Source organism: Klebsiella sp. 10982 (assembly GCF_048589245.1).
Taxonomy (GTDB): Bacteria; Pseudomonadota; Gammaproteobacteria; order Enterobacterales; family Enterobacteriaceae; genus Klebsiella; species Klebsiella quasivariicola.
The window spans coordinates 1-18,329 of the sequence record NZ_JBMAXV010000064.1 but is presented as its reverse complement, the minus strand read 5'-3'; the positions used below and the strand labels follow the sequence as shown (position 1 = coordinate 18,329).

The window sequence follows — 18,329 nt, the reverse complement described above, 5'->3', positions numbered from 1 at the left end:
TATGTTTTCATTAAAGTTGGTGCGAAAACAAAACGCCCAGTGCCTGATGTTAATAATCTTTATCTTGTTCTGACCGGAGTCTGTTGTATTGTTAATCCCATTGCCTGTTTGATAAGTATTGTTTTATACCCACTTTGGATTATGAATAAAGCACTAAAGTTTGCATCTGTGAAATTTAGTAATGATAATGAAAGTGCATTCGAAAATGGGATCGGCAGGAATTATGTCGGGAGAACACAATCATTGACAACCTTACCATACAAGGAAATGCTCTCCGAGCGGGAGTTTATGAGTTATCAGCTTGAGCATTGTTCTGACGGTTCAGTCAACCTCGACCAACCTAATAGTACATGTAGCAGTGCTATGGGGCCATATGGAAATGAGATATCTATAAATACCCATGATATTAATCCTGCGAGTGGGCTTCCTATGATTGAAAATGTAGACGTTGCAGGAAACGTGTATGGTATAGATCGGAATCATTAACAAATGATTAAGTCAATTTGACCACTAAAACTCAGCAGCGAGAGTGGCTGGTTTTAAAAAATGCCCCCCTCAAATTTGGCCTATCAATTATGGTGGTTAGTTGGTAGGCTAAAAATACATATACGAAATTATTAGTGCATTAATTTTAATAAATTTCCACTCAAATAAAAAGTTGGATATAGTAACTGCGCATTCTGGATGCAGAAATGGAATGTGTATGTCTCATAATGATTATGGCACAAGAAATTTGTATGCAATTAAATAAATTGATGACTGTTATGGTTGTCAGCTCTGCGCTGGCGTTGTCTGGATGTAGTGCAATGGGAACCGCTATTAAAAAGAGAAATCTGGAAGTAAAAACCCAGATGAGCGAAACAATCTGGCTGGAACCTTCAAATAATAAGACGGTTTATCTGCAAATCAAAAATACCTCTGATAAGGATATGAGTGGCCTGCAGGCAAAAATTGCCAGCGCCGTCACTTCAAAGGGATATCAGGTCGTCAGTAACCCGGATACGGCGGGCTACTGGATCCAGGCGAACGTGCTCAAGGCCGATAAAATGGACCTTCGTGAGTCTCAGGGCTGGTTAAGCCGGGGTTATGAAGGCGCAGTGACTGGCGCCGCGCTTGGGGCAGGGATTACCGCTTACAACTCCAGTTCTGCAGGGGCGACTCTGGGTGTAGGACTTGCAGCCGGTCTGGTTGGTATGGCTGCTGACGCGATGGTGGAAGATGTGAACTACACCATGATCACCGATGTTCAGATCGCGGAAAGAACCAAAACTCAGGTTCAGACTGATAACGTGGCCGTATTACGTCAGGGAACATCCGGCGCAAAAGTGCAGACAAGTACTGAAACGGGTAATCAGCACAAATACCAGACTCGCGTCGTCTCTAACGCTAATAAAGTTAACCTCAAGTTCCCTGAAGCCCAGCCTGTTCTTGAAGACCAGCTGGCAAAATCGATCGCTAATATTCTGTAAGCTTTCTATTCCACGGCCCGGTCCCCGGGCCATACTGGGATCCCCTTTCTGGTGTGTCATAATTAATTCGTCAAATAATCTATGAATTCCAGATCTGAACGGTGAACAGTTGCGCAATTTATTTGTGCATCTGTGAGGCGTTGCCGCCTTCGGCGGAATCTTTTCGTCTTTATTTGAATAGAGGTTATTTATGGCAATATCTGAACCTGTCAGGTCTCTTGAAACACATAAACTGATGCCTGGCGATATTTATCCACACCCTGCTATGGGGGAGGCTTATTCCCTGCAACCCCGTGAGGTCTGTTTTCGCTGATTAATTTGTCCTTCCGACCCTAATAATTTACTGACGGATTAGTGCCATGAGTTTCAATGCCAAAGATATGACGCAGGGCGGTCAGATCGCCAATATGCGCTTTCGCATGTTTGGTCAGATTGCCAATATTATTTTCTACGTGCTGTTTATTTTATTCTGGGTACTGTGCGGGCTGATGCTGATGTATAGGCTTAGCTGGCAAACCTTTGTGAACGGCTGCGTATACTGGTGGTGTACGACGCTGGGTCCGATGCGCGATATTATTCGTTCCCAGCCGGTATACACCATTCAGTATTACGGTCAGTCGCTGGAATATACCTCAGAACAAATCCTGGCCGATAAATATACTATCTGGTGCGGAGAGCAGCTGTGGACCAGTTTCGTCTTTGCTGCCGTGGTTTCTCTTGTTATCTGTATCGTGACGTTCTTCATCGCCAGCTGGGTGCTGGGCCGCCAGGGGAAACAGCAGAGTGAGGATGAGAATACCGGCGGGCGCCAGCTTTCCGATAAGCCCAAAGAAGTGGCCCGCCAGATGAAGCGTGATGGTATGGCCTCTGATATTAAAATTGGCGATCTGCCTATTCTTAAAAACTCCGAAATTCAGAACTTCTGCCTCCACGGTACCGTGGGTTCCGGTAAATCCGAAGTTATACGCCGGCTACTGAACTACGTGCGTGCCCGGGGCGATATGGCCATCATTTACGATCGCTCCTGTGAGTTCGTCAAAAGCTATTACGACCCGTCACTGGATAAAATCCTCAACCCGCTGGACTCGCGCTGTGCAGCCTGGGATTTGTGGAAAGAGTGCCTGACGCTGCCGGACTTCGACAACATCTCCAACACCCTTATCCCGATGGGTACCAAAGAAGATCCGTTCTGGCAGGGCTCCGGTCGCACTATCTTTGCCGAAGGCGCGTATCTGATGCGCGAAGACGACGATCGGAGCTACGAGAAGCTGGTCGATACCATGCTGTCCATTAAGATCGACAAGCTGCGCGCCTATCTGCAGAACACGCCGGCAGCGAACCTGGTTGAAGAGAAAATTGAGAAAACCGCCATCTCCATTCGAGCTGTGCTGACCAACTACGTCAAGGCTATTCGCTACCTGCAGGGCATTGAGAAGAACGGAGAGCCGTTCACTATCCGGGACTGGATGCGCGGCGTCCGTGAGGGCCGACCCAATGGCTGGCTGTTTATCTCCTCCAATGCTGACACCCATGCCTCCCTGAAGCCGGTTATCTCGATGTGGCTGTCGATTGCCATCCGCGGCCTCCTGGCGATGGGCGAGAACCGTAACCGGCGTGTGTGGATCTTCGCTGACGAACTTCCCACGCTGCACAAGCTGCCGGACCTGGTCGAAATCCTCCCGGAGGCGCGTAAATTTGGTGGTTGTTATGTGTTCGGTATTCAGTCTTATGCCCAGCTGGAAGACATCTATGGCGTTAAGCCTGCCGCCACGCTCTTTGACGTGATGAACACCCGGGCCTTCTTCCGCTCCCCGAGTAAAGAGATTGCGGAGTTTGCTGCCGGTGAAATTGGTGAGAAGGAAATCCTCAAGGCCAGCGAGCAGTACTCCTACGGTGCTGACCCGGTGCGTGATGGGGTATCGACCGGGAAAGAAAAAGAGCGGGAAACGCTGGTCAGTTACTCCGATATTCAGACGCTGCCGGACCTGTCCTGCTATGTCACGCTGCCCGGGCCGTATCCGGCCGTGAAGCTGGCCCTCAAATACAAGCCGCGTCCGAAAATTGCCGAGGGATTTATTCCGCGCACTCTCGATGCGCGGGTGGATGCACGGCTCAGTGCGCTGCTTGAAGCGCGGGAAGCTGAAGGCAGTCTTGCCAGGGCGCTTTTCACGCCGGATGCCCCGGCATCCGGGCCAGATGATGCCGGCAGTCACGCCGGTGAGCGACCAGAGCTGGCCAGTCAGCCAGCGCCAGCAGAAGTGACAGTATCTCCGGCACCAGTAAAAGCGCCGGCGACAACGACGATGCCGGCAGCGGAACCCTCCGCCAGGACAGCTGAGCCTCCCGTCCTGCGGGTCACGACCGTACCGTTGATTAAACCAAAAGCAGCCGCAGCGGCCGCTGCTGCCGCAACAGCATCCTCTGCCGGTACCCCTGCTGCAGCTGCAGGCGGGACAGAACAGGAACTGGCGCAGCAGTCCGCAGAACAGGGGCAGGACATGCTGCCGGCCGGTATGAACGAGGACGGTGTGATTGAAGACATGCAGGCGTATGACGCCTGGGCTGATGAGCAAACGCAGCGGGATATGCAGCGGCGTGAAGAGGTCAATATCAACCACAGCCACCGCCACGATGAGCAGGATGATGTCGAGATTGGGGGGAACTTCTGATGATGTCGATTGGCTCCGTTAAATCGGCCGATAAAGCCGCGGATTACTATACCAACAAAGATAATTACTACGTCATCGGGAGCATGGACGAACGCTGGCAGGGTAAGGGGGCTGAGGCGCTGGGGATCGACGGGAAAGCCGTGGATAAGGCGCTGTTTACGGAACTGCTGAAAGGGAAGCTGCCGGATGGCAGCGACCTGACCCGGATACAGGATGGCGCCAACAAGCACCGGCCCGGTTATGACCTGACCTTCTCGGCCCCCAAAAGCGTGTCGGTCATGGCGATGCTGGGCGGCGATAAGCGCCTTATCGATGCCCACAACCAGGCGGTAACCGAAGCGGTGCGGCAACTGGAGACGCTGGCCGCGACCCGGGTCATGACGGACGGTAAAAGCGAAACGGTGCTGACCGGAAATCTGATTGTGGCGAAATTCAACCACGACACGAACCGTAACCAGGAACCTCAGATACACACCCATGCCGTCGTCATTAACGCCACGCAGAACGGGGACAAATGGCAGTCTCTCGGCACAGATAAGATTGGAAAAACAGGCTTTATCGAGAACGTGTACGCGAACCAGATAGCGTTCGGGAAACTTTACCGGGAGGCGTTCAAACCCCTGGTTGAGAAGCTTGGCTATGAGACGGAAGTCGTGGGAAAACACGGGATGTGGGAGATGAAAGGGGTCCCTGTGGAACCCTTTTCCACCCGGACTCAGGAGGTCAGGGAGGCCGCCGGACCCGATGCCTCCCTGAAGTCCCGGGATGTGGCCGCGCTCGATACCCGAAAGTCGAAAGAAGCCATCGATCCGGCAGAGAAGATGGTGGAGTGGATGAACACGCTGAAGGAGACCGGGTTTGACATCCGGGGGTATCGTGAGGCCGCCGATTCGCGAGCCGCAGAGCTGGCCCGTGCACCTGCCGCGCCGGTGAACACTGACGGTCCGGATATCACGGATGTGGTGACGAAAGCGATTGCCGGTCTCAGCGACCGCAAGGTGCAGTTCACGTATGCCGACCTGCTGGCACGCACGGTCGGCCAGCTGGAGGCGAAGGACGGTGTGTTTGAGCTGGCGAGAAAGGGCATCGATGCCGCCATTGAACGGGAGCAGCTTATCCCTCTCGATCGCGAGAAAGGCCTGTTCACCTCAAACATCCACGTTCTCGATGAACTCGCCGTCAAAGCCCTGAGTCAGGAGGTGCAGCGCCAGAATCATGTCTCCGTCACGCCCGATGCGTCTGTGGTGCGCCAGGTCCCTTTCAGCGATGCCGTCAGCGTGCTGGCGCAGGATCGCCCGGTCATGGGTATCGTTTCCGGTCAGGGCGGTGCAGCCGGCCAGCGGGAGCGGGTGGCCGAGTTAACCCTGATGGCCCGGGAGCAGGGGCGTGACGTCCATATCCTGGCGGCCGATAACCGCTCACGTGATTTTCTCGCCGGGGATGTGCGTCTGGCCGGGGAAACGGTGACCGGTAAATCCGCTCTGCAGGACGGGACGGCGTTTATTCCGGGCGGAACACTCATCGTGGATCAGGCGGAGAAGCTGAGCCTGAAGGAAACGATTTCCCTGCTCGATGGCGCGATGCGCCATAACGTGCAGGTCCTGCTCTCCGACAGCGGGAAGCGCAGCGGGACCGGCAGCGCGCTGACCGTACTGAAGGACAGCGGCGTGAATACGTATCGCTGGCAGGGTGGCCATCAGACCACAGCCGACATCATCAGTGAACCGGATAAAGGCGCACGCTACAGCCGGCTGGCACAGGAGTTTGCCGTCAGCGTGCGTGAAGGGCTGGAAAGCGTGGCGCAAATCAGCGGGACGCGTGAACAGAGCGTACTCAACGGCCTTATCCGTGACTCCCTCAGAAATGAGGGAGTGCTGGGTGAGAAAGACACGACCATTACAGCCCTGACGCCGGTATGGCTGGACAGCAAAAGCCGGGGCGTGCGGGATTATTACCGGGAGGGGATGGTGATGGAAAGCTGGGATCCGGAGACCCGGACGCACGATCGCTTTGTCATTGACCGGGTGACCGCGAGCAGCAATATGCTGACCCTGAAAGACCGGGAAGGGGGCCGTCTGGATCTGAAGGTTTCCGCGGTCGACAGCCAGTGGACGCTGTTCCGGGCAGATACACTGCCGGTGGCCGAGGGGGAACGTCTGGCGGTGCTCGGGAAGATACCGGACACACGCCTGAAGGGCGGGGAAAGCATCACGGTGATGAAAGTGGAGGACGGGCAACTGACGGTACAGCGTCCGGGGCAGAAAACCACGCAGACCCTGGCCGTGGGCGCGGGCGTGTTTGACGGTATTAAAATCGGCCACGGCTGGGTGGAAAGTCCCGGCAGGTCGGTTAGCGAGACGGCAACGGTCTTTGCGTCGGTGACGCAGCGTGAGCTGGATAACGCCACCCTCAACCAGCTGGCGCAGAGCGGAAGTCATCTCCGTCTGTACTCAGCGCAGGATGCGGCTCGCACGACGGAGAAGCTGTCGCGGCATACCGCCTTCAGCGTGGTCTCAGAGCAGCTGAAGACCCGATCCGGCGAGACGGACCTGGATGCGGCCATTGCGCAGCAGAAGGCCGGACTGCGTACCCCGGCAGAACAGGCCATTCACCTAGCCATCCCGCTGCTTGAAAGTGAGAAACTGACCTTCTCCCGGCCCCAGCTGCTGGCGACGGCGCTGGAAACCGGGGGCGGGAAGGTTCCGATGGCGGACATCGACACGACCATTCAGGCACAAATCAGGTCGGGGCAGTTGCTGAATGTACCGGTGGCGCACGGCTACGGCAATGACCTGCTGATTTCCCGTCAGACCTGGGACGCAGAAAAAAGCATCCTGACCCACGTGCTGGAAGGTAAAGACGCGGTGGCCCCCCTGATGGACCGTGTGCCGGCCAGTCTGATGACGGACCTGACCGCCGGACAGCGGGCGGCGACCCGGATGATTCTGGAAAGCACGGATCGGTTCACGGTGGTTCAGGGGTATGCCGGGGTGGGGAAAACCACCCAGTTCCGGGCCGTCATGAGTGCCATCAGTCTGCTGCCGGAAGAGACCCGTCCGCGCGTCATCGGTCTGGCGCCGACGCATCGCGCGGTCGGGGAAATGCAGAGTGCCGGCGTGGATGCGCGCACGACGGCGTCGTTCCTCCACGACACGCAGTTGCTGCAGCGCAATGGCCAGACACCCGATTTCAGCAACACCCTGTTCCTGCTCGACGAGAGCTCAATGGTGGGGCTGGCCGATATGGCAAAAGCCCACTCCCTCATCGTCGCTGGCGGTGGACGGGCGGTGTCCAGTGGGGATAACGACCAGCTGCAGCCCATCGCGCCGGGCCAGCCGTTCAGGCTGATGCAGCAGCGCAGCGCCGCCGACATTGCCATCATGAAAGAGATTGTGCGCCAGGTGCCTGAGCTGCGACCGGCGGTCTACAGCCTGATTGAGCGGGATGTGCACCGCGCCCTGACCACCATTGAGCAGGTCACGCCGGAGCAGGTGCCGAGAAAAGAAGGCGCCTGGGCGCCGGGCAGTTCTGTGGTGGAATTCACGCCGGCGCAGGAAAAGGCGATACAAAAGGCGCTGAGCGAGGGGAAAACCCTGCCGGCAGGTCAGCCCGCGACGCTCTACGAGGCGCTGGTGAAGGACTATACCGGACGGACCCCGGAGGCACAGTCGCAGACGCTGGTGATCACCCACCTGAACAAGGACAGGCGGGCGCTGAACAGTCTGATCCATGGCGCACGGCGGGAGAACGGGGAAACCGGCAAAGAGGAAATCACCCTGCCGGTGCTGGTCACGAGTAACATCCGTGACGGTGAACTGCGCAAATTGTCGACCTGGACGGCTCACAAGGAGGCGGTGGCGCTGGTTGATAACGTATACCACCGTATCAGCAAGGTGGATAAGGATAATCAGATGATCACCCTGACAGACAGTGAAGGAAAGGAGCGATATATCTCACCCCGGGAGGCATCGGCAGAAGGCGTCACGCTCTATCGTCAGGAAAAGATCACCGTGTCTCAGGGGGACCGAATGCGCTTCAGCAAAAGTGACCTGGAGCGCGGCTATGTGGCCAACAGTATCTGGGAGGTGCAGTCTGTTGCGGGTGACAGTGTCACGCTGTCTGATGGCAAAACCACCCGCACGCTGACCCCGAAGGCGGATCAGGCGCAGCAGCATATCGACCTCGCCTACGCCATCACGGCTCACGGCGCCCAGGGGGCCAGCGAACCGTATGCCATCGCGCTGGAAGGGGTGGCCGGTGGTCGGGAACAGATGGCCAGCTTTGAGTCTGCCTATGTGGCTTTATCCCGCATGAAACAGCATGTGCAGGTTTACACCGACAGCCGTGAGGGCTGGATAAAGGCCATCAAGCATTCACCTGAGAAAGCGACGGCGCACGATATTCTTGAACCCCGTAACGACCGGGCGGTGAAAAGCGCCGATCTGCTGTTCGGGCGGGCAAGACTACTGGATGAAACCGCCGCTGGCCGGGCAGCCCTGCAGCAGTCCGGTCTGGCACAGGGAAATTCACCGGGAAAATTCATTTCTCCGGGGAAAAAGTACCCTCAGCCGCATGTGGCGCTGCCGGCATTCGATAAGAACGGGAAAGCCGCCGGTATCTGGCTCAGCCCGCTGACCGATCGGGACGGACGGCTGGAGGCCATCGGCGGAGAGGGACGAATTATGGGCAATGACGCCGCCCGGTTCGTGGCGCTGCAGAACAGCCGCAATGGTGAAAGCCTGCTGGCCGGGAATATGGGGGAGGGCGTCAGAATGGCCCGCGACAATCCCGATACCGGGGTGGTGGTGCGGCTGGCCGGTGATGACCGCCCCTGGAACCCCGGGGCCATGACCGGCGGGCGGGTATGGGCTGAACCGGCGCCGGTGGCTCCGGTACCGCAGGCCGGGGCTGACATTATCCTCCCGCCAGAGGTTCTGGCGCAGCGGGCGGCAGAAGAACAGCAGCGCCGCGAAATGGAAAAACAGGCGGAACAGACTGCCCGGGAAGTGGCCGGGGAGGCGCGTAAAGCCGGCGAGCCGGTGGACCGGGTGAAAGAGGTTATCGGGGACGTCATCCGTGGACTCGAGCGTGACCGGCCGGGCCCGGAGAAAACGACGCTACCGGATGATCCTCAGTTCCGGCGCCAGGAGGCGGCGATTCAGCAGGTGGCCTCAGAAAGTCTGCAGCGTGAGCGTCTGCAGGCTGTGGAGCGGGACATGGTTCGTGACCTGAACCGCGAGAAAACCCTCGGGGGCGACTGACGCGCCTGCGGCTTGTCTGCTCCGGCAGCCTCCCCGATTAAAATCGGGCAGTCTGCCGGAGCGCTAAAAGGAAAAAAACATGAGAGCACAACACACATTTCCAGGTGCGACAGACCGCTGGCTTCATCGCCTGCTAACCTGGACACCGGGACAAACGGATATGATTAAAACGGTCGCACTGGTACTGATGGTGACTGACCACACCGGCTTACTGCTGGCCGGAAACAATGAAGTGATGCGCCTGCTGGGACGGGGCTGTTTTCCACTGTTCGGTCTGGCATGGGGAATGAATCTGGCCCGGCACGCGGAAATACGCCAGTCGCAGCTGAACAGCCTGTGGGGCTGGGCGCTGGTTGCCCAGGTGTCGTTTATGCTCATCGGGTACCCGTGGTATACCGGGAATATTCTGTTTGCCTTTGCCGTCACCGGCCAGGTCCTGCGGTGGGTCAGCCAGCCGTCCTGGTCTTACACCCTCCCGGCGGCTGGACTGCTGGTCGCCTGGATACCCCTGTCGACCGCCAGCTACGGCATGGCCGGAGTGGGTATGCTCACCGCCAGCTGGCTGCTTTGCCGCGCACAGCATGCACCGGAACGGCTGGGATACGGGGTGCTGTGGGCCCTCATGGTGTTGCTGATGAATATGCATAACGTGAGTGAATCGGCGGCCGGGCTGGCGATTGCGCTGCTGACGCTGATCGTGTGTTCATCTGCCGGAGAACATGTGAAACGCTTCTGGCCGCGGCATTTCTTTGTGATGTTCTATGCAGTGCACCTGGCGGTACTGGGTATTGTCATCTCGATGTAAAAAAAAACCGGACACAGGTCCGGGGGGCGGGCACATTGCCCGTAAACGTGACAAGGGGATATCATCGTTGTGTCCACTGCATTGTGAGGTGAAACGATGATACCGTTAGCGTATCGTATACCTCAGACCTGTAGCTTTTATTGATATGGCCCCTTATGAGTGAAGAAAAACGCCCTGTACTGAGCCTGAAACGAAAACCGGCGGAGAACAGTACGGCACCCGCGGAGGCGACACCTGTCCCTGGTGTGGTGCGCCGTAAGAAGGTCGTGGTGGTTTCGTCCCCGCCGGCCTGGAAGGCAAAGAAAGAGAAACTTGAGAAGGTTAAACAAGCGGCCGAAGCCGCCGCGCGTAACGCGGCGCCGGCGCCGGTTAAAGCAGTAAAGACGCCACCTCCGGTGCGTTATCTTCGCCTGCTGCCGCCGGAACAGGCCATTATGACCCTGAAGGCGTTCTGGCCACAGCTGTTCGACGGAAACGCGCCACGTCTGCTGGCGACGGGCATGCGCGAACAGCTGTTTGCGGATATCGTGAACCGTGACCTGCCGCTGTCGCATAAACAGGTGATTAAGTGCCTGAAGAGTCTGACCCGGTCTGCGGGCTATCTGTCCCGGATGAAGGTGGGGGCCTCCCGCTATGATCTGCAGGGGAATGCCGTCGCGACCGTCACTGCAGAGGAAGCGCAGTACGCCAGCGAGCGCATGATGAAAGAACTCCTGCGAACTGAGCGTATGCGGAGCCAGTCAGCTGGCTGAATACAATCGAGGAGAGGAAATGGATTTTGAAGCGCGGAAACAAAAAGCGCTGGCGATAATGTCCAGCCGTAAGATGTGGAAAAGCAATTATGCACCGCTTCTGATACGACTGTTGTGGCGGCTGGGGATAAACATTCCCCCGCTGCCGTTTGCTCCGTTCTGGCAGGTTTTTGTCGTAATGACAGGCTATTTCTCCCTTGGATACGGGCTGTGGATGTACTGGACGGTGTGGCGGGCCCAGGGGATGCCTCTCCTGTTCGCCTGCGAAATCAGTCTTATCGCGGGCGTGTTATTTGGCCTGACGATGGCACTTTTTCATCTGTGGCGGCGAAAGGTGAATAAATTACCTGACTGGAAAGATCTGTAATGAAATAAATATATGCTGTCAGGTTGTGAATATTCCTGGCCTGACAGCCCCCTCGTTTTCTTAAAACATTTACCCTGTATGGTGTGGTTATTATACGTGACTACGTCCGTTCTGGTATTACTCCAGTCCGGAAGGGGCTGTTGTGTTTCTTATTGTCGTATATAGCCAGAACAAATATATTCAAACGAAAGAGAGGTAAAGGGGGAAAGGCATTGTGGCTGAGGCATGTGTGTTGCCCGGGTATGGGCAGACGCGAAGAATGACAAGCCATTCGGTGCCGTGAATGGCTGCTTCGGGACTGCCACGTCCCGGGGCGATGTGACGCTTATAAGTGCTCAATTTTCAATTTAAGTCATCCACTATCAGTATTTAACTGATTTCAATATTTTTATTACATCACGACGTGCGATTTATGAAATTCACAGACTTTCATTTCGTGCGTAAATCATCAAATAAAAAGGAATAATACTATGTTTAAATATTTTATTCTGCGCAAACAGCAGCAGTTGTTCTGTTATTTCTGCGGTATCGTGCTAGCGATGGTTCTTATGCTCCTGTTCCCTTCCGTTTTTCGGGGGAGTGGGTTTTATCTGCTTTTATCGTCTGTTGCGCTGTTCTGGGCAGGCCTTGCCCTATATACGCGTCACATCGACCGGATGAGAAAGCCAGAGGTCTCACCGCTGGTCAGTATTCGCGACGGTAATCAGGTGGTGGCCGAGGTGCCGCGACATGAAAAGGCCCGGCTGGAATGGGAAATCTTCCGGGACGATGAGGTGTTTCGCCAGCAAAGGTGGGAGCTTACAGGCCTGACCGGACGGGTTATCAGCCGGGGGCTGTTGTATACGCCGGCGGTGATGCTGGTCGGTATCGGTATTCTCGCCTGGGGTTCCCCACAGGATGCCATCCGCCTGATTAATGCTCTTCGTAATATGCCTGCTGCGGAACTGGTGCATCAGATTGGTTTTGTCCTGTGCCTCGTCCTGCAGATTAGCGTCATATCAGTTCTGATCGCTGATGTTGTAGCCGGGAGAGGACTGCCGAATGTATTTCGCCGCGCGTTGCTCGACAGGCTGCCGGCAGAGTTCTGCCTTATCAGAAGAGGGACAGAAAGATGAGGACGACGACAGGAAAACGCATCGGGAAAGAAAGGAACATCAGGGAATAAAATACATGGCAAAGATATTAATGATGGCGGGCAGTACCGTTGTTGTGCTGAGTTTGCTGGGGTTTCTGGTGCTGCTTCTGAAAGGACGCGCAGTAACGAAGACTTCCCCGGTTCTGATGTCACTCAAAGCCCTGGGTATTCGCCCCTCAGAGGCTGAGCAACGGTTGTGTCGCCAGCGGGTCTGGGTGGGTAATGAGACACTGATGACGCCACGGGAACAACATTTTTTCCGGGCATTACTCAGGCATACCAGCCGAAATCGCTGGCTGTTGTGTCCTCAGGTCCGGGTGGCAGATATTGCCACACTCTCTTCCCATATCCGGCCACGATCCCGGACCTGGTGGCAACTCTTCCGGATGGCATCACAGTGGCACTGCGATGTGGTCATCGTTGACATCCATACCTTCGCTATCGTCGGCGCAGTTGAACTGGATGATGCCTCACACCTGAAAAAACACCGTATCCGGCGCGATATTCTGCTGGAAGAGGTTCTGAGGCAGGCCGGTATTCCACTATTACGCGATCGGGATTCAGAGAGGCTGGTAAGAAGGGTCAGAGAGTTTCTGAAATACCGCGGAGCCGATGCTGCCGAAAAATCCATAACCGGTATGAATTCAACGACAGAGCATACTGAACGCAAGGAGAAAGAAAAATGATTATCGCCGCCGAAGTGAAACGTGATGAACAGGGGTACTGGACACATCCTGTGCTGGCACGCAGTGGTTGTGAAACTTCCGCAGAATTAAGCTACTGGCTCAGAACTCATAAACTTCAGTGCTTTGTGATGACAATGCGCGATGAAGCGCCTGAAGCTTTTGCTCCCGGATTTACGGATGAAGCCCCGGATGCCCGTGGCTGGATACCGGAACCACCGGATGATGATGATGGCTGGTTCCTGGGCTCTGTCCACGATACCGGCGACGGACCCGTCTGCTACTGGTTTCGGCATACCACAAAATCCTGACGCCTCCGCATGGCGTCGTTGTCCAACCCCGGGAACGGGGAAAAACCAGTTTCCCCCGCTCCCGGCGTTTCTTAAAACACCCGTTAAGGAAATACTGTGAAAAAAATTAACCGTACACTCCGCAAATGTTGTCTGTCGGGGCTGATCAGCCTGACTTTGTGTGCACCTGTTCCGGCCGTGTATGCCGCCAGCATCGAGGCGGGTTTTTCTCCAGAAGGTTCGGCGCTGCAGCTGGTACTGAATACGATCGTGACTGCGCAGCAAAGTATTCGCTTGATGGGCTACAGCTTCACTTCACCGGAAGTAACGCGAGCACTGATCCAGGCGAAACAGCGGGGTATCGATGTCAGAGTGTTACTTGACTGGAAAGCCAACAGCGCGAAAGGGAGTGCAGGTGTGGCGGCAATGAATCTGCTGGCCAATGCCGGTATTCCTGTACGAACCGTCAGCCAGTTTAAAATCATGCACGACAAGGTGATTATCACCGACGGCCGAAACGTGGAAACGGGGTCGTTCAACTATTCCCGCGCTGCGGCGAACAGCAACTCCGAAAATGCCCTGGTCATCCGGGATTACCCTGCGCTGGCTGATACCTATCTGAAGCACTGGCAGTCCCGGTGGGAGATGGGGAGGGACTGGTCGGTCTCCTATTAAGTTTTTCTTCTAAATCAACATTTCAATCTCCTGAAAGATACCGCTGCGCCAACAACGATATCTTTCATTTTGTAATTTAGTCTTCGCCGACCTACGGTTCCTGTAGTATCTTTGTTCAAGTATTCAGTCAGATGCTTGAGGAGGCAGAGATGTCACAGGTCGTAAACGTAATTACTTCCTCACAAAAACCTAAACGTCCATATCGGAAAGGAAACCCGGTATCAGCGAACGAACGCCAGAAGGCTTCTCTGGCGAGGCGTAGTAATACCCATAAATCCATACATGCGCTCATTCAGATTCCGTTAAAAGAGAAACTGGCTCAGTTTGCTGAGGAGGAAGGAATTACGCAGGCTCAAATGATTGAAAAACTGATTAAACTTGAAGCAGAGCGCCGTGGAAATGATGTGTAAAAATTCACATTCTTGATCCGGTTGGCTATGAGTGCTAGATTACTGATCGTTTAGACATTGCTGGTTGGCCACGCCTTAAAGTGGCAGGGAACTGGTTCTGCTGAGGTATAACCCCGGAATCAGAAAGCAAAAACCCCGATAATCCTCACTAAGTTTGGCGACTGGAGAAGATTACCGGGGCTCACTTAAAACTGCATAGAGATTGTTGCTCTATGCAGGGAGTATAGATTTATGCTCAGAAAAGTTCAAGACCTTCTGTGCTCACTCCTTCCGCGCAACATAAGCGCAGGAAGCGGTGACTGATCATAACCAACAAAGCTCACGCAAGTATGTTCAGGTAAACAATCCTGAACCTGTTTTCACGGTTCCCCAGGACTACACTCCCTGGCCTTTCTCGCTGAAACTTATGGTAAAAGCCAATGGTTTCACTGAAAGCTTCAGTTTCGATATCGCATCAGCGATGTCGCGTAGGGACGGAATACGAAAACGTAAACCCCCATTTTTGCGCCGCAGAGCGATGAATGCGTTGCTCATGGCAATGTGTTTTTATTACGATCCCCTGTCAAATAAAGTTCTGCGCTCACTCAGAGAGATTGCCCTGGAGTGCGGACTTGCAACTAAATCTCTTTCTGGCGAAGTGTCCATTACACGAGCAATCAGGGCACTGGAATCGCTGGAGAAAGATTTTGAATTTGTTGCCTGCTCATCGGATCGCTATTTAACTGCTGAGATTTTTTTCACCCCTAAGCTGTTCGAATTTCTTGGCGTATTTCCACTCTCTCTGAGCGAAGCCAGACTGAAGTGTCTGGCCGCCAAAAACAGCTGCAGGGAGAGTGCAGATGAGTAATGCGCACAATCCGCAACACTGGAGTCAGCTGGATACGGAAGAACAGATCCGTTTCTGGCAGGGGGTAGAGGACGGCCATGTGGCATCTTTTCTGGTTTCCCCGGAGAAGAAATCTACCCGTCGCCGGCGCGGCGAGCACTCCACAAAACCCAAATGTGAAAACCCGACCTGGTTTCGACCGGAGCATTACAAAAAACTGGGTGGCCAGCTGGGACACGCCTATAACCGTCTTGTTCAAAAAGATCGCACCACTGGTGAGGTGCGACTGCGTATGCACGTATCGCTTCATCCGCTGTACGTCAGGGAACGCCGTCGCGCTGGCCGCCGGTATGGCTTCCGGCCGGAAAAGCAACGTCTGCTGGATGCTATCTGGCCAGTGCTGATCAGCTTCTGTGATGCCGGCAAGCTGACGGTCGGTATGTGTATTTCTCGTCTGGCAAAAGAACTCAGCCAGAAAGACAGTCATGGAAAAGTTATTCCGGAAACAGAGGTAACAGTATCACGTCTGTCCCGGTTGATTGACGAACAGGTTCGTTTTGGTGTCCTGGCTGTATCTGAAGAAAATAGCTGGGACAGGGAATCCCGTACCTGGCTGCCTAAATACGTCTATATCACCGCGTTAGGGTTTCAGATGCTGGGAGTGGATCTGGAAAAACTTGATGCGGAACAACAAAAAAAGCTCCGGCAAAGCGAAGAGCGTCGTCGTCTTATCCAGGAGGGGATTCTGCGTGAAGATGAGGAGATCTCCCCCCGTGCAGCACGTGAGCGCTGGTACCGTCAAAAAACTCTCGATGCACTGAGGTTCCGTCGGCAGCGTGGAGCCGAACGTAAACGAGCTAACCGCCTGGCCAGATATTCTCGTGAGCGCCAGATTCACGAAATGTCGCTTCATATCCTGAAGACAATGCCGGCAGACGAGGCTTACTGGTGTACAACGGAGCGGCTGCAGCAGCTGGCCATTCAGAACCTGTATCAGCTGGAGCTGGCCCTGGCTCCGCCGTCCTGACGGATATCATTTAGCTATTTTTTCTATGCCCCTGCCCGGGGCTTTTGGCGTTTGTCCGGATTCATGAAATTGCCTGGTTTTTATCCATCTGACGTTCCGGCCGTCGGACCATCGCTGGTTTGAGCACGTATACCCTGTGACGTTCGCACCAGGTTTTCACTTATCCACAAAAAACCGCAAATGAATAAACAGGGAATTTAGCAAAAGGGAAACAGCAAACCTGCAAAACAGTCTTACCCCCCCTTTTTTAATCCCCTGCATTGCAAGCAGCAGGGAGATCTTTTGTCTTTGCCCGCTCTGTGAATAACTCAGTGAGGCCTTCGCTTACAGCGGCCGCAGGCGTCCGCGTCGCTCAGATAAAAGTAGCGCCCATCGCTTCGCGACGGGCCCAGACCGGATAACCACATTAGTTACAGCATTCAAAAGGAAATCCATCATAAAACCGGCGCCGGTTTGCCAGCCGGGTGCCCCTCCCCACCACTGAAAAGCGCCGCCGCCCCCGGCCGAAGGCCGGGAGTAGTGTCGCTTTTAATGATGGGTGTTGTAACTACACTTCTTCATCGCTGTGGGTGGAGCTGCGGTCAGTTGTCTGGTACACGCTCGTAAGCGGCCCTGCGGCCCGCTAACGCGGAGATACGCCCCGACTGCGGCCTCGCCTTGCCGGGTCAACTCCGACCGCGTACAGCGGCGTCTGAGATGTTTTTCGCGGGTATGGCTTTGCAGCTACCATGTTAAGTTCCCTGGTGTCGCTGAAATAGTTGATGAACATCCCCCTAAGCGTCAGCAGCAAGCTGCCGCCGCTAAGGCCCCGGAAATCACGCCCTTTACGTCGTAAACGCCGTAAAGCCCGCTCACCGGGGTTAAAAGGGATTACATTAACTTCTTCATTGCTGTTAGCGGGTTAAAGCTAATCAGGGCAGGGGGAGGATGGCAGAATTTATAGCCCGGTAACCGGCTACGCCGGGCTTTCGGCGCCATTTGACTCCACAGACACATGTAACCTCATCTGGCGCCTCCATGCCGCTGACGCGGCATCCAGAAGCTTCCCGATGCTGTAAATCTTAACGTCTGCTTTGTTCAAAAAGTAATTCGTGCCTAATATACGTTCATTAACGTATGTCCCAGCTTTGATACAAATAAATGCACCAGGAAGCGGCAGGCTGAGTAACCAAGAACCCCTTAGAATATAGGATGATTTGTATCGGCACTCATTACACCATGCTTTCCGATTAACGCCGCATAGCAAGTTGAACTTTGCTACTCTGTGAAAGGTAGTGTCTTCTATCCAGTGCGGATTTAATTAATGGAATAAATGATTATGAGTGAAAATGATACAATCCCGAAGAAGTCTACAAGCCAGATTAACAAAGCGGTATTTTTTACATCTGCTTTGCTGATTTTCCTTCTTGTTGCCTTTGCCGCCGTATTCCCGGATGTCGCCGACAAAAATTTTAAACTACTTCAGCAACAAATCTTCACGAATGCCAGCTGGTTCTACATCCTTGCTGTGGCCCTGATTTTACTGAGTGTCACGTTCCTGGGACTCTCACGCTACGGTGATATCAAGCTGGGCCCGGACCATGCGCAGCCTGATTTCAGCTACCACTCCTGGTTTGCGATGCTTTTTTCGGCAGGGATGGGGATCGGACTGATGTTCTTTGGCGTTGCCGAACCTGTAATGCATTATCTTTCGCCTCCCGTCGGCACCCCGGAGACCGTTGCGGCAGCGAAGGAAGCAATGCGTCTGACCTTCTTCCACTGGGGACTGCACGCATGGGCAATTTATGCCATTGTGGCGCTGATTCTGGCGTTCTTCAGTTACCGTCACGGTCTGCCGTTAACCCTGCGCTCCGCACTCTATCCCATTATCGGCGGTCGCATATACGGGCCTGTAGGTCATGCGGTTGATATTTTCGCTGTTATCGGCACGGTCTTTGGCGTTGCGACCTCGCTGGGTTAT

16 protein-coding genes and 1 pseudogene are annotated in these 18,329 nt (G+C 54.7%); all 17 read left to right on the top strand.

What is annotated here, in order from left to right; all coding sequences use genetic code 11:
- On the top strand, window positions 1–486 hold a 486-nt coding region (locus ACKLKD_RS26190; RefSeq protein ID WP_420061993.1), incomplete at its 5' end, for a hypothetical protein.
- Between the two features lie 251 nt (window positions 487–737).
- The gene (traT, locus tag ACKLKD_RS26185) at window positions 738–1,469 is read left to right on the top strand and encodes a conjugal transfer complement resistance protein TraT (RefSeq protein WP_032415736.1); all 732 of its coding nucleotides are present in this window, start codon (window positions 738–740) and stop codon (window positions 1,467–1,469) included.
- A gap of 190 nt (window positions 1,470–1,659) precedes the next feature.
- Window positions 1,660–1,773, top strand: a pseudogene (locus ACKLKD_RS26180) (hypothetical protein); the annotation flags it as partial.
- 55 nt (window positions 1,774–1,828) lie between these two features.
- Entirely contained in the window at window positions 1,829–4,138 is a 2,310-nt protein-coding gene (gene traD, locus ACKLKD_RS26175; RefSeq protein WP_032436737.1) for a type IV conjugative transfer system coupling protein TraD, read from the top strand.
- Window positions 4,138–9,399, top strand: a complete 5,262-nt coding sequence (gene traI / locus ACKLKD_RS26170; protein WP_065953842.1) for a conjugative transfer relaxase/helicase TraI — start codon at window positions 4,138–4,140, stop codon at window positions 9,397–9,399. The genes traD and traI overlap by 1 nt, the downstream gene beginning before the upstream one ends.
- A 79-nt stretch (window positions 9,400–9,478) precedes the next feature.
- Window positions 9,479–10,204 carry a type-F conjugative transfer system pilin acetylase TraX gene (traX, locus tag ACKLKD_RS26165; RefSeq protein ID WP_020277957.1) on the top strand — a complete coding sequence of 242 codons (726 nt, stop codon included), beginning with the start codon at window positions 9,479–9,481 and terminating at the stop codon, window positions 10,202–10,204.
- A gap of 155 nt (window positions 10,205–10,359) precedes the next feature.
- Window positions 10,360–10,956 (top strand): fertility inhibition protein FinO, encoded by a 597-nt coding sequence (locus tag ACKLKD_RS26160; protein WP_023340923.1) that lies wholly within the window; start codon window positions 10,360–10,362, stop codon window positions 10,954–10,956.
- A gap of 19 nt (window positions 10,957–10,975) precedes the next feature.
- Window positions 10,976–11,323, top strand: a complete 348-nt coding sequence (locus ACKLKD_RS26155) for a DUF6404 family protein (protein WP_032436733.1) — start codon at window positions 10,976–10,978, stop codon at window positions 11,321–11,323.
- Window positions 11,324–11,793: 470 nt separating this feature from the next.
- Window positions 11,794–12,438, top strand: a complete 645-nt coding sequence (locus ACKLKD_RS26150) for a hypothetical protein (RefSeq protein WP_032436732.1) — start codon at window positions 11,794–11,796, stop codon at window positions 12,436–12,438.
- Between the two features lie 55 nt (window positions 12,439–12,493).
- On the top strand, window positions 12,494–13,144 hold the full coding sequence (locus ACKLKD_RS26145; RefSeq protein ID WP_032436731.1) for a DUF2726 domain-containing protein: 651 nt from the start codon (window positions 12,494–12,496) through the stop codon (window positions 13,142–13,144).
- Window positions 13,141–13,452: a hypothetical protein gene (locus ACKLKD_RS26140; protein ID WP_023340920.1), complete on the top strand. Its 312-nt coding sequence runs from the start codon at window positions 13,141–13,143 to the stop codon at window positions 13,450–13,452. Before ACKLKD_RS26145 ends, ACKLKD_RS26140 begins: the two co-directional genes overlap by 4 nt.
- A gap of 105 nt (window positions 13,453–13,557) precedes the next feature.
- Window positions 13,558–14,106, top strand: a complete 549-nt coding sequence (locus ACKLKD_RS26135; RefSeq protein WP_032433957.1) for a phospholipase D family protein — start codon at window positions 13,558–13,560, stop codon at window positions 14,104–14,106.
- Between the two features lie 149 nt (window positions 14,107–14,255).
- Entirely contained in the window at window positions 14,256–14,516 is a 261-nt protein-coding gene (locus ACKLKD_RS26130; protein WP_016529614.1) for a replication regulatory protein RepA, read from the top strand.
- 231 nt (window positions 14,517–14,747) lie between these two features.
- On the top strand, window positions 14,748–14,819 hold the full coding sequence (gene tap / locus ACKLKD_RS26125) for a RepA leader peptide Tap (RefSeq protein WP_071786674.1): 72 nt from the start codon (window positions 14,748–14,750) through the stop codon (window positions 14,817–14,819).
- Window positions 14,812–15,363 (top strand): plasmid replication initiator RepA, encoded by a 552-nt coding sequence (gene repA / locus ACKLKD_RS26120; protein WP_023340918.1) that lies wholly within the window; start codon window positions 14,812–14,814, stop codon window positions 15,361–15,363. The genes tap and repA (ACKLKD_RS26120) overlap by 8 nt, the downstream gene beginning before the upstream one ends.
- Entirely contained in the window at window positions 15,356–16,369 is a 1,014-nt protein-coding gene (repA, locus tag ACKLKD_RS26115) for a plasmid replication initiator RepA (RefSeq protein ID WP_015632528.1), read from the top strand. The genes repA (ACKLKD_RS26120) and repA (ACKLKD_RS26115) overlap by 8 nt, the downstream gene beginning before the upstream one ends.
- A 1,318-nt stretch (window positions 16,370–17,687) precedes the next feature.
- On the top strand, window positions 17,688–18,329 hold a 642-nt coding region (locus ACKLKD_RS26110; RefSeq protein WP_420061992.1), incomplete at its 3' end, for a BCCT family transporter.